Origin of the sequence: Streptomyces sp. SN-593 (genome assembly GCF_016756395.1) — a bacterium.
In the GTDB taxonomy this organism is placed as follows: domain Bacteria; phylum Actinomycetota; class Actinomycetes; order Streptomycetales; family Streptomycetaceae; genus Actinacidiphila; species Actinacidiphila reveromycinica.
In genome coordinates this window covers 7,368,710-7,383,306 of sequence record NZ_AP018365.1, presented here as the reverse complement: position 1 = coordinate 7,383,306, position 14,597 = coordinate 7,368,710, and the positions used below count along the sequence as shown (strand labels likewise).

The 14,597-nt window shown below is 70.8% G+C and carries 2 protein-coding genes (both running past the window's edge); both read right to left on the bottom strand.

Going from position 1 to position 14,597, the window contains the following annotated elements; genetic code table 11:
* On the bottom strand, window positions 1-8,675 hold the 5' end (the start) of the coding sequence (locus RVR_RS31495) for a type I polyketide synthase (RefSeq protein WP_202237300.1). Its footprint begins 16,387 nt before the window's first position; 8,675 of the gene's 25,062 nt are visible here — the first part of the coding sequence; it begins with the start codon at window positions 8,673-8,675; its stop codon lies beyond the left edge, outside the window.
* On the bottom strand, window positions 8,675-14,597 hold the 3' portion of the coding sequence (locus RVR_RS38755) for a type I polyketide synthase (protein WP_202237299.1). 16,148 nt of this gene lie beyond the right edge of the window; the window shows 5,923 of its 22,071 coding nt (coding positions 16,149-22,071); its start codon lies off the right edge, out of view — the gene reads right to left on this strand; the stop codon is at window positions 8,675-8,677. The genes RVR_RS31495 and RVR_RS38755 overlap by 1 nt, the downstream gene beginning before the upstream one ends.

Genomic DNA, 14,597 nt, shown 5'->3' with positions numbered 1-14,597 from the left:
AACCAGTACCCGCCATCCAACTCAGCCGTATCCAGCACACGAGCCTCAAGCGTGGAGAAGAACGGCACCGGGCTGCTTTCAGGAACCACCCCCGCCAGGTCCTCCGCCAGACGCTCCTCGACGGCCTCGACATGCGCGGTGTGGGAGGCGTAGTCCACCGCGATCCGCCGCGCACCCCGATCCGCATACGCCTCCGCGAACTCCGTGCACGCCCTCGCGGCACCCGCCACCACCACCTGCCGAGGACCATTCACCGCCGCCACCGACAAGTCCTCACCCCAGGCGGAAATCCACTCCCCCACCTCACCCAACCCCGCCGGCACCGACACCATCCCACCGGTACCCGCAAGACCCGCCAACGCCCGACTACGCAGGGCAACCACCCGCGCGCCATCCTCCAAAGACAGACCGCCCGCGACACACGCCGCCGCGATCTCACCCTGACTGTGACCCACCACCGCGGCGGGCTCCACACCGTAGGCACGCCACAGTTCGGCCAAACTGACCGCCACCGCCCACGACGCCGGCTGCACCACATCCACCCGCCCCAACAACCCCGCATCCGCGAGCACATCACGCAGCCGCCACTCCACGAACGGCTCCAACGCCACCGCGCAGCGCTCCATCGCCGCCGCGAACACCGGCTCCCCATCCCACAGTTCCAACCCCATCCCGACCCACTGCGCACCCTGACCCGCGAACACGAACACCGGCCCAGACACCGACACCGAACCAACAACCCCGGTCACAGCGCCCGGCGCCTCCCGGCCCGACGCGACCGCCCCCAGACCCGCCAGCAGTTGGTCCCGGTCCTCACCAACCACCACCCCACGATGCGAGAACGTCGTCGTCCGCGACACCGCCAACGACAACGCAACGTCCTGGACCCGGACCTCCGGCCGAGCCCCCACGAACTCCGCCAACCGACCCGCCTGCGCAGCCAACGCCCCACCCGACCGCGCCGACACCACCCACGCCACCGAACCCCCAGACCCAGACCCCAACTCGGAGGCAGACTCCACCCCATCCAGGACAGGGACATCCACCGCGGACACGTCCTGCGCGGGCTGCTCAAGGATCAGGTGGACGTTGGTGCCGCTGATCCCGAACGCCGACACCCCAGCCCGACGCGGACCGGAATGAGACGGCCACTCCCGCGGCGCCGTCAGCAACTCCACCGCCCCCGCCGACCAGTCCACATGCGACGACGGAGCATCCACATGCAGGGACTCGGGCAGCATCCCGTGCCGCATCGCCTGCACCATCTTGATCACACCCGCCACACCCGCCGCCGCCTGCGTGTGACCGATGTTCGACTTCACCGAGCCCAGCAGAAGCGGCCGGCCCTCCGGTCGGTCCTGACCGTAGGTCGCCAACAGCGCCTGCGCCTCGATCGGATCACCCAACGCCGTACCCGTGCCATGCGCCTCCACCACATCAACGTCAGCAGGCTGCAACCCCGCACTCGCCAACGCCGCCCGAATCACCCGCTGCTGCGACGGACCATTCGGCGCCGACAACCCATTGCTGGCTCCGTCCTGGTTCACCGCACTACCGGAGATCACCGCCAACACCCGGTGCCCACGCTCCCGCGCATCCGACAACCGCTCCAACACCAGAACCCCGACACCCTCACCCCACCCGGTCCCGTCAGCCGCCTCCGCGAACGGCTTGCACCGCCCATCAGCAGCCAACCCCCGCTGCCGCGCGAACTCCGTGAACGCACCCGGAGTGGCCATGACCGTGACGCCACCCGCCAGCGCGATCCCGCACTCACCCGCGCGGAGCGCTTGCGCGGCCAGGTGGATGGCCGTCAGCGACGAGGAACACGCCGTGTCGATCGAGACGGCAGGCCCCTGCAACCCCAGCGAGTACGCCACCCGACCCGACGCCACACTCGCCGTCGTCCCCGTTATCCCGAAGCCGCCGGCCCCGTCCTGCTCACCGAGCTGGTAACCCGACGCGATGATGCCGGCATAGACCCCGGTATCGGATCCGTACAGTGAAGCCGGGGTGATGCCCGCGTCCTCCAGCGCCTCCCAGCACGTCTCCAGCAGCAACCGCTGCTGCGGATCCATCCCCAACGCCTCACGCGGACTGATCCCGAAGAACTCCGCATCGAACTCACCAGCGCCGTCCAGGAAACCACCCACTCGGGCGTAATCCTCGCCCCCGTCATCGGAGCCCGGGTCAGGCAGGGCGGCCACCATGTCCCAGCCGCGGTCCATCGGGAAGCCCGACATCGCGTCGGACCCGCCGACGACCATCTGCCAGAAGCCCTCCGGGTCCTCGACCCCGCCCGGGAACCGGCACCCCATGCCCACGATCGCCACCGGCTCGTCCATGCCGACGCGGACGACAGGGACAGCGGTATCGCCGTCGGTCCCGCACGCCTCCGCCACCAGATGCCGGGCGAGGTCGACTGGTGTCGGGTGGTCGAAGACCAGGGTGGCGGGCAGGCTCAGGGAGGTCTCGGCGGACAGCCGGTTGCGCAGCTCCAGCCCGGTCAGGGAGTCGATGCCCATGTCCTGGAACGCCCGCTGGGGATCAATGTCGCCAGGGCGACTGTGACCCAGGACCACGGCGGCAGCGGCCCGGACGATCTGCAGGACCTCCTGCTCACGTTCAGCCGCACCGAGCGCGACCAAGCGGGCCGCCAACCCACCCGAATCGGTATCCGCAGCAACGGCCGCCGTCGGACGCGCCGGGACACCGCCGGCGGCCAGCTCCCGCAGCAGCGCGGGCACCGGCCCGCGAGCACGCGACAGCGCGGCCACGTCGAGTCGGGCCGGGACGGCCAGCGGCGCGCCCAACGCGGTAGCGGCCTCGAACAGCGCCATGCCCTGCTCCGTCGACAGCGGCTGGACGCCGCCACGGCGCAGACGGGACAGACCCGTGCCGTCGAGGTGGCCGGTCATCTCCGAGGCTTGGGCCCACAATCCCCATGCCAGCGACTGGCCGGCCAGGTGGCGGTCGCGGCGGTGGGCGGCGAGTGCGTCGAGGAACGCGTTCGCGGCGGCGTAGCTGCCCTGCCCGGGGCTGCCCATGACCGCCGCGGCCGAGGAGTACAGGACGAAGCCGGCCAGGCCCGCGCCCTCGGTCAATTCGTGCAGGTTCCAGGCCGCGTCCGCCTTCGCCGCCAGGACCGGCGCCATGCGCTCGGGCGTCAGCGACTCCACGGTGGCGTCGTCGATCACCCCGGCGGCGTGCACCACCGCCGTCAACGGGCGGAGTGCTGTATCCCGGTGCAGGATCGAGGCGAGGGCGTCGCGGTCGGCGGCGTCGCCGGCCTGCACCCGCACCTCCGCACCAAGCTCAGCCAACTCGGCGACCAGGCGCGCCACGCCCGGCGCCGCCGGGCCGCGCCGGGACACCAGCAGCAGATGCCGCATGTCCCGGACCTTCACCAGGTGCCGGGCCAACTCCCCACCCAACGTTCCGGTCCCACCGGTCACCAGCACCGTGCCCTGGGGGTCCCATTCAGCGGGGACGTTCACGACGACCTTGCCGATGTGCCGGGCAGCCTGGAGGTGGCGCAGTGCCGCCACCGCCTGGGACAGCTCGAAGCACGTCACCGGCGGCGGAACCAGCGTGCCCGCCTCGAACATCACTCCCAGCTCGGCCAGCATCTCCGCGACCCGCGGGGCACCGGCGTCCATCAGGTCGAACGCCTGATACACCACGCCCGGATAGGTCTGGGCCACCTGCTCGGAGTCGCGGATATCGGTCTTGCCCATCTCCACGAACCGGCCACCGCGCGGAAGCAACCGCAGGGAGGCGTCCGTGAACTCCCCGGCCAGGGCGTTCACCACCACGTCCATACCCTCGCCACCGGTCACAGCAAGGAACTGGTCGCAGAACGCGAGATCACGGGTCGAGGCGATGTGGCTCTCGTCCAGGCCCATGGCCCGCAACGCGGACTGCTTGGCCGGGCTCGCCGTCGCGAACACCTCCAGCCCCCACGCCCGGGCAAGCTGCACCGCCGCCGTACCCACACCACCCGTACCGGCGTGAATCAGCACCCGCTGACCGGACTGGACCTGGCCCAGATCCCGCAATCCGTAGAACGCGGTCAGGAACCCGACCGGCACCGCTGCGGCCTGTTCGAACGACCAACCCTGCGGTACCGGGGCCAGCACCCGGCTGTCCACGATCCCGACCGGGCCCCAGCCCGGAACCAGGCCCATCACCGACTGACCGACCGTCAGGCCGGTCACCCCGGGACCGGTCTCCAGGACGGTACCCGCACCTTCCCCTCCGAGGCCGCGGTTGTCCGCGACCATCCCGAGGCCGGTCACCACGTCGCGGAAGTTCACTCCCATCGCGCGCAGGCCCACCCGCACCTGGCCCGCCGACAGCGCCACGCCCGACTCGGGAGCATCGACGACAGCGGCACTGCCCAGGTCACCCGGCCGAGCCACCTCCACCCGCCAACCCGCACCGCTTGGAAGTGTCAACTCCCCAGAGGCACCGCCCCGGACCAGCCGCCGACCATAAGCAGCCACGGTCCGGCCGTCCGTAGCGGGACGGACACAGATCTCAGGCTCGTCAGTGCCCAGTGCCGCGGCCAGGACGGTGTCCACATCACGGTCAAGGTCCGGGTCCAGGCCGGCCGACGGGTCGACGTCGACCAGCACGAGGCGGCCGGGGTGCTCGGACTGGGCCGAGCGCACCAGACCCGTCACCGCCGCGGCGGCCAGGTCCTGGCCGGCGGCCGCACCCTGGGTCCAGACCACCAACCGCGCATCATCGGTGGCGGGATCGGCCAGCCACTGCTGCACCCAACCCAGCACCGTCGCGGCAGCCGACTGGGCCGCTCGCGGAGCCGACACCCCCGGCTCGGCAGGCGGCACCACCGCCACCACCACCGGCGCCACCTCGAACCCGACCGACTCGCCGTGCCGCACCCACGGCACCGGGGCGGCCGAAGCCTGCGCGGTCAGCGGGACCCAGTCCACGGTGAACAGCGACTGCCGCACCTGCCGACCCGAGCCGCTGAACTGACCAGCCGGGACCTCACGCAACGCCAACGACCGCGCCCGCAGGACCGGCGCACCCACACCGTCGAACGCGGTGACCGAAACGCCGCCCGACTCACGGGCCAGGACCACCCGAAGGTGGCGGGCACCGCCGGCCAGCAGTTTCACCCCCGACCACGCGAACGGCAACCCCGTCCCAGTACCACCTTCACTGGCGGCCAGCAGACCGTGCAAAGCGGCATCGAGCAGCGCCGGGTGCAGACCGAACCCGGCCACATCGGAGTCGACGACCTCCGGCAGCTCGACCTCGGCGTAGACGGTGTCCCCGGCGCGCCAGACCTGACGCAGACCCTGGAACGCCGGACCATAGCCGTAGCCACGCTCAGCGAACCTCTCATAGGCGCCGTCGACCGGAACCGGCTCCGCGCCGGCCGGTGGCCAGGCGGCCAGCGGGGCCGGAACGGGCTCACTGCCGACCGGGGTGAGCACGCCGACCGCGTGCCGCACCCACTCGCCCTCCCCCTCACGGGAGGAGACCGTGACGGTCCGCCGGCCGCTGTCGCCTTCGCTGTCACCGACGTGGACCTGAAGCTGCACACCACCCCAGGCGGGCAGAACCAGCGGCTCCTGGAGCGTCAACTCCTCCAACACGCCGCACCCGGCCAGATCCCCGGCATGGACCGCGAGATCCACGAACGCGGTGCCGGGCAGGAGGACGGTGCCGTGGACGGTGTGGTCGGCCAGCCACGGCATCGCCCCCAACGACAGGCGCCCCGTCAACACCAGCCCGTCGCCCTCGGCCAGCCACACCGCCGCACCCAGCAGCGGATGCCCCACCCGCTCCTGCCCCACCGACGAAACATCCCCACGACCGGCCGCAGCCTTCGGCCAGTAGTGCCGGCGCTGGAACGGATACGTCGGCAGAGCAACCGTCCTCGCACCCCCACCCCCGCCGGCCGCGGTGGCTACCGCGGCCCAATCCACGTCCACACCCGCCGCATACAACCCCGCCACCGCCCGCACCACCGACTCCGCCTCATCCCCACCCCCACGCAACGCCGGCACCCACAACGACACCCCCGACTCATCCATCGCCGACAACGCACCATCCGGACCCAACTCCGCAAACACACCCACCCCCCGCGCCCGCATCGCCTCCACCACATCGTGATGACGCACCGTCCCCCGCACATGCCCCACCCAATACCCCGGATCCCGCACATCCGCCCCCACCACCCCCGACACCAACACCAACCCCGGCTCACCAAACGACACCCCCTCCAACACCCCCCGAAACTCACCCAACATCGGATCCATCAACGGCGAATGAAACCCATGACCCACCCGCAACCGCCTAACACGCCCACCCCCCGCACGCCACACCCCCGCCAACTCCTCCACCACCGACCCCACACCCGAAATCACCGACTGCCGAGGACCATTCACCGCCGCCACCGACACCCCCACACGCCCCGCCACCAACCCCTCCGCCTCCACACCCGACGCATCCAACACCACCATCGCCCCACCCCCACCCAACCCCTCCATCAAACGACCCCGCGCCGCCACCACCGCACACGCATCCTCCAAACCCCACACCCCCGCCACATAAGCCGCCGTCACCTCACCCAACGAATGACCCGCCACACAATCCGGCACCACACCCCACGACGACCACAACCGAAACAACCCCACCTGCACCGCAAACAACCCCGCCTGCGCAAACACCGTCCGATCCAACTCCCCACCCCCCACACCAATCACCTCACGCAACGACCCCGGCAACAAACCCTCAAAACACTCACACACCTCATCAAACGCCCGAGCAAACACCGGAAACACCCCACACAACCCCAACCCCATCCCCACCCGCTGCGAACCCTGACCCGAAAACACCACCCCCACCCGACCACCACCAACACCAGCAACACCGCCACCAGAACCAACAGAACCCACACCAGAACCCGCACCAGCCACACCAGACACACCACCAACAACCCCCGACACCACACCCGGCACCACCTCCCCCCGGCCCGCCGCAACCGCCCCCAAACCCGCCAACAGTTGGTCACGACTCTCACCCACCACCGCCAAACGATGCGCAAACCCCGTCGTCCGCGTCACCGCCAACGACAACGCCACATCCCGAACCCCCACCTCCGGCCGAGCCCCCACAAACTCCGCCAACCGACCCGCCTGCGCAGCCAACGCCGAAGCCGACCGCGCCGACACCACCCACGCCACCGAACCCCCAGACCCCGACCCCGACCCCGACCCCGAGACAGACTCCGGCTCCGGCTCAACCTGGACAGCCGCATCCTGCGCGGGCTGCTCAAGGATCAGGTGGACGTTGGTGCCACTGATCCCGAACGCCGACACACCCGCACGCCGCGGACCAGACCCCACCGGCCACTCCCGCGCCGTGCTGAGCAGTTCCACCGCTCCGGCCGACCAGTCCACATGCGACGACGGGGCGTCCACGTGCAACGTCTGCGGCAGCACCCCGTACCGCATCGCCTGCACCATCTTGATCACACCCGCCACACCCGCCGCCGCCTGCGTGTGACCGATGTTCGACTTCACCGAACCCAACAACAACGGCCGACCCTCCGGCCGGCCCTGCCCGTAGGTCGCCAGCAACGCCTGCGCCTCGATCGGATCACCCAACGCCGTACCCGTGCCATGCGCCTCCACCACGTCAACATCAGCAGGCTGCAACCCCGCACTGGCCAACGCCTGGCGGATGACCCGCTGCTGCGACGGACCATTCGGCGCCGACAAACCATTGGACGCACCGTCCTGGTTCACCGCACTACCGGAGACCACCGCCAACACCCGGTGCCCACGCTCACGGGCCACGGACAGCCGCTCCAACACCAGGACCCCGACACCCTCACCCCACCCGGTCCCGTCAGCCGCCTCCGCGAACGGCTTGCACCGCCCATCAGCAGCCAACCCCCGCTGCCGCGCGAACTCCACGAAGGTCTCCGGGGTGGCCATCACCGTGACGCCACCCGCGAGCGCCATCCCGCACTCGCCGGACCGCAGCGCCTGCACCGCCAGGTGAATCGCCGTCAGCGACGACGAACACGCGGTGTCGACCGACACCGCGGGACCCTGCAACCCCAGCGCGTACGCCACCCGACCCGACGCCACACTCGCGGCGGTCCCGGTCATCACATAACCGTCGGCGCCAGCCTGTTCCCCGGCCTGATAGCCCGAGGCGATGATGCCGGCGTAGACACCCGTGTCGGAGCCACGCAGCGAACCCGGCTCGATCCCCGCGTCCTCCAGCGCTTCCCAGCACGTCTCCAGCAGCAACCGCTGCTGCGGATCCATCCCCAACGCCTCACGCGGACTGATCCCGAAGAACTCCGCGTCGAAGCCGCCGGCACCCTCCAGGAACCCGCCCACCCGGGCGAAGGAGGTGCTGGCATCGCCGGGGTCGGAGGCGTCCAGGCGTTCCAGGTTCCAGTCGCGGTCGACCGGGAAGCCCGACATCGCGTCGATTCCTGCGGCGATCAGCCGCCAGAAGCCCTCCGGGCCCTCGACCCCGCCCGGGAACCGGCACCCCATACCCACGATCGCCACCGGCTCATGCTCACGCGCTTCCATGTGCCGGAGGCGCGTGCGCATCTGGACGAGTTCAGCCGACGTCTTCTTCAGGTAGTCGAAGAGCTTTTCCTGATTCTCCATTAAAGGGCTTCCTCATCGACTCGTCGATCAAAGTCATCCGGTTCCGACTCATGCAATCGGAATTCTTTGTCAAGGAAATCAAATACTTCATCAGGAGTAGCCGAATCGAACGCTATGGAAGCGCCATCGGGCTCGGCCGCCGATGGGGCCTCCCCCTGTGCGTTCATCCATGTGGACAGCATTCCGCGCAGGATATTCGTGATTCCGTCGGGCTCCTCGCACGTGCCCGCCAGATTCAGGAGACGGGATTCGAGCTGGTTGAGCTCGGCGATCACCGGCGCCATTCCCGCCTCGCCGTCGGCGACCATTCGCGGCCGCAGGTACTCGGCGACCGCGCCCGGTGTCGGGTAGTCGAAGACCAGGGTGGCGGGCAGGCTCAGGCCCGTCTCGGCCGACAGCCGGTTGCGGAGCTCCAGGGCGGTCAGGGAGTCGATGCCCATCTCGCGGAAGGCACGCTGCGGATCGACGTCCCCGGGGCTGGCATGGCCCATGACGACGGCGACAGCGGACCGGACGATCCGCAGGACCTCCTGCTCACGCTCCGCGGGACCGAGCGCCGCCAACCGGGCCGCCCACCTGGCCGCCAAGCCGGCCGCAGCCGCGGCCACGGCTGCGGTCGGACGTGCGGAGACACCGGCGACCAGGCCGCGCAGCAGCGGAGGCACCGGCCCTCCGGCACGCGACAGCGCGGCCAGGTCCAGTCGGGCCGGGACCGCCAAGGGGGTGCCCAGCACGGCGGCGGTCTCGAACAGGGCCAGGCCCTGCTCCGTCGTCATCGGCTGGATGCCGCCCCGACGCAGGCGGGACTGACCGGTCCCGTCGAGATGCCCGGTCATCTCCGACGCCTGGGCCCACAGCCCCCAGGCAAGAGACTGGCCGGCCAGGTGCCGGTCGCGGCGCTGGGTGGCCAGCGCGTCCAGGAAGGCGTTCGCGGCGGAGTAACTTCCCTGGCCGGGGCTCCCCAGGATGGAAGCTGCCGAGGAGTAGAGCACGAAGCCGGCCAAGCCCGCGCCCTCGGTCAGCTCGTGCAGGTTCCAGGCCGCATCGGCCTTGGCTGCCAGGACCGGCGCCATCCGCTCGGGCGTCAACGACTCCACGGTCGCGTCGTCGATCACCCCGGCGGCATGCACCACCGCCGCCAACGGACGATCCGTCGAGATCCTGGCCAACGCCGAGGCGAGAGCGTCCCGGTCGGCGGCGTCGCCGGCCTGGACCCGCACCTCTGCTCCCGACCGCGCCAACTCGGCGGCCAGGCCGGCCGCCCCCGGCGCGGCCGGGCCGCGCCGCGACATCAGCACCAGGTGCCGCATGCCACGGGCGTCCACCAGGTGTCGGGCCAACTCCCCGCCCAGCGCCCCCGTTCCGCCCGTGATCAGCACCGTGCGCTGCGCATCCCACTCGGCGGGCGCGGCCCCGGGCTCCTCCGTGCCCGCCCTGACCAGCCGCCGGCCGAACGCCGCAACTCCCCCGCCGTCAGAAGCGGGACGGATACGGATCTCGGGCTCGTCGGTTCCCAGGGCCACGGCCAGGACGGTGTCCACGTCGGCGTCGTGAGTCGGATCGAGGCCGGCTGACGGATCGACGTCGACCAGGACCAGGCGGCCGGGGTGCTCCGACTGGGCCGAGCGGAGCAGGCCCATAACCGCCGCGGCGGCCAGGTCATGACCGGCAGCCGCGCCCCGGCTCCAGACCACCAACCGCGCGGTGTCCGTCGCGGGATCAGCCAGCCACTCCTGCACCCAACCCAGCACCGTCCCCACAGCCACCTGAGCCGCCCGCGGCGCCGACACCCCCGGCTCGGCAACCGGAACCACCGCCACCACCACCGGCGCGGAGCCGACCGACTCACCATGCCGCACCCACGGCACCGAGGCGGCCGAGATCGCCGGAAGCGCAACCCAGTCCACAGTGAACAGCGACTGCCGCACCTGCCGCCCCGAGCCGCTGAACTGACCAGCCGGGACCTCACGCAACGCCAACGACCGTGCCTGCAACACCGGCTGACCGACAGCGTCGAACGCCGTCACCGAGACGCCGCCCGTCTCGCGGGCCAGGACCACCCGCAGGTGGCGGGCACCGCCGGCCAGCAGCCGCACCCCCGACCACGCGAACGGCAGCCCCGTCCCACCACTGCCGTCACTGGCGACCAACAGACCGTGCAGCGCGGCATCAAGGAGAGCGGGGTGCAGACCGAACCCGGCTGCATCTGCCTCCGCGGCCTGCGGCAACTCGGCCTCGGCGTAGACGGTGTCCCCGGCCTGCCAGACCTGACCAAGACCCTGGAACGCCGGACCGTAGCCGTAACCACGCTGGGCGAGCTTCTCGTAGGCATCGTCGACCGGAACCGGCTCCGCACCCGCGGGCGGCCAGACCGGAAGCGGAGCAGGGGACGGCTCACCGCCGACCGGGGTCAGCACGCCGACCGCGTGCCGCACCCACTCGCCGTCTCCGTCACGGGAGGACACCGTGACCGTTCGACGACCGCTGTCGCCCTCGCTGTCACCGACATGGACCTGGAGCTGCACACCACCCAAGGCGGGCAGAACCAGCGGCTCCTGGAGCGTCAACTCCTCCAACACCCCGCACCCGGCCAGATCCCCCGCGTGGACCGCCAAGTCCACGAACGCGGTGCCGGGCAGCAGCACCGTGCCGTGGACCGCGTGGTCGGCCAGCCACGGCATCACCCCCAGCGACAGGCGCCCCGTCAGCACCAGCCCGTCGCCCTCGGCCAACCACACTGCCGCCGCCAGCAACGGATGTCCAGCCCGCTCCAAACCAATCGACGGAGCATCCCCGTGACCGGCTACAGCCTTGGGCCAGTAGTGCTCGCGCTGGAACGGATACGTCGGGAGCGCGACCTTCACCGCCCGACCCCCGTCAGCGGTCACCGCCGCCCAGTCCACCTCCACACCGGCGGCGTAAGCACCGGCCAGTGCGGTCAGCCAGCGGCTCCGGCCGCCATCGCCGCGCTGCAACGTGCCCGCCGCAACCAGATCCTCACCGGCCTGCGCGACCGCCAACCCCAACACCGGATGCGGACTCACCTCCACAAACACCCGGTGCCCCTCCGCCGCCAACGTCGCGACAACCTCACCGAACCGCACCGTCCGACGCAGATTCCGGAACCAATACCCGCCATCCAACTCAGCCGTATCCACCGGGCGAGCCTCAAGCGTGGAGAAGAACGGCACCGAACCAGAAACCGGAGACACTCCCGCCAGGTCCGCGGCCAGACGCTCCTTGACGGCCTCGACATGCGCGGTGTGGGAGGCGTAGTCCACCGCGATCCGCCGCGCACCCCGATCTCCGTACGCCTCCGCGAACTCCGTGCAGGCCTGTGCGGCACCCGCCACCACGACCTGGCGAGGACCATTGACGGCCGCGACCGACAAGTCCTCACCCCACGCGGAGATCCACTCCCCCACCTCATCCAGCCCCGCCGGCACCGACACCATCCCACCGGTACCCGCAAGCCCCGCCAACGCCCGACTACGCAGGGCAACCACCCGCGCACCGTCCTCCAAGGACAAGCCGCCCGCGACACACGCCGCAGCGATCTCACCCTGACTGTGACCCACCACCGCGGCGGGCTCCACACCGTAGGCCCGCCACAACTCCGCCAAACTCACCGCCACCGCCCACGACGCCGGCTGCACCACATCCACCCGCCCCAACAACCCCGCATCACCCAACGCATCACGAAGCCGCCACTCCACGAACGGCTCCAACGCCACCGCGCAGCGCTCCATCGCCGCCGCGAACACCGGCTCCTCATCCCACAGTTCCAGGCCCATCCCGACCCACTGCGCACCCTGACCCGCGAACACGAACACCGGCCCAGACACCGACACCGAACCAACAACCCCGGACACCACACCCGGCGCCTCCCGGCCCTCCGCGACCGCCCCCAGACCCGCCAGCAGTTGGTCACGGTCCTCACCAACCACCACCCCACGATGCGCAAACCCCGTCGTCCGCGACACCGCCAACGACAACGCCACATCCCGAACCGAAATCTCCGGCCGAGCCCCCACGAACTCCGCCAACCGACCCGCCTGCGCAGCCAACGCCCCACCCGACCGCGCCGACACCACCCACGCCACCGAACCCCCAGACCCAGATCCCGAGGCAGACTCCGGCTCCAACTCCTCATGGACAGAGGCATCCTGAGCCGGCTCTTCAAGGATCAGGTGGACGTTGGTGCCGCTGATCCCGAACGCCGACACACCCGCACGCCGCGGGCGGGGGCCGGCCTCCCACGGGCGTGCCCGGGTGAGCAACTCCACCGCTCCGGCCGACCAGTCCACGTGCGACGACGGAGCGTCCACGTGCAACGTCTGCGGCAGCGTCCCGTACCGCATCGCCTGCACCATCTTGATCACACCCGCCACACCCGCAGCCGCCTGCGTATGACCGATGTTCGACTTCACCGAACCCAGCAGAAGCGGCCGACCCTCCGGCCGGTCCTGCCCGTAGGTCGCCAACAGCGCCTGCGCCTCGATCGGGTCACCCAGGGCCGTACCCGTGCCATGCGCCTCCACCACGTCAACATCAGCAGGCTGCAACCCCGCACTCGCCAACGCCGCCCGGATCACCCGCTGCTGCGACGGACCATTCGGCGCCGACAAACCATTGGACGCACCGTCCTGGTTGATCGCGCTGCCCGCCACGACCGCCAACACCCGGTGCCCACGCTCCCGCGCATCCGACAGCCGCTCCAGGACGACCATCCCGACGCCCTCACCCCACCCGGTCCCGTCAGCCGCCTCCGCGAACGGCTTGCACCGCCCGTCAGCAGCCAACCCCCGCTGCCGCGCGAACTCCCTGTACGTCCCAGGGGTGGCCATCACCATGACCCCGCCGGCCAGCGCCATCCCGCACTCACCCGCGCGGAGCGCCTGCGCCGCGAGGTGGATGGCCGTCAGCGACGAGGAACACGCCGTGTCGATCGAGACGGCGGGACCCTGCAACCCCAGCGAGTACGCCACCCGACCAGACGCCACACTCGCCGTCGTCCCGGTCAGGCCGAAACCCCCGGCACCATCCTGCTCACCGAGCTGGTAACCCGACGCGATGACCCCTGCGTAGACACCCGTGTCGGTGCCCTTCAGCGAACCCGGCTCGATCCCCGCGTCCTCCAGCGCCTCCCAGCACGTCTCCAACAGCAACCGCTGCTGCGGATCCATCCCCAACGCCTCACGCGGACTGATCCCGAAGAACTCCGCATCGAACTCACCAGCGCCATACAGGAATCCACCCACCGGGGCGAAAGCGGCGCCCTCGTCACCCGGATCCGAGACGGTCAGGCCGTCTACCTCCCAGCCGCGGTTCACCGGGAAGCCCGACATCGCATCGGTCCCCGTAGCAACAAGCTGCCAGAAGCCCTCCGGGTCCTCGACCCCGCCCGGGAACCGGCACCCCATACCGACGATCGCCACCGGCTCGTCCGTCCCGACACGGACCACCGGAAGAGCGGTCCCCCCGACGACTGCGTCGGCCCCGCACATCTCTGCCACCAGGAACCGGGCGACCTCCAGTGGTGTCGGCTGGTCGAAGACGAGGGTGGCGGGCAGGGTGAGTCCGGTCTCGTTCGCGAGCCGGTTGCGCAGCTCCAGCCCGGTCAGGGAATCGATGCCCATGTCCCGGAAGGCCCGCTGCGGATCAATGTCCTCGGGCCGGGCATGGCCCAGAACCACCGCCGCAGCCGCCCGGACGATCTCCAGAACCTCCTGCTCACGCTCGACGGGGCCGAGCCCGGCCAACCGCGCCGCCAGACCGCCCACGATCGCAGCCGCGGACGCGGACGGACGGACAGGAGCGCCGACTGCCAGACTCCGCAGCAGCGCAGGGACCGGCCCGCCAGCACGAGACGGCGCGGCCAAGTCCAGTCGGGCCGGGACCACCAAGGCGGAACCCAACGCG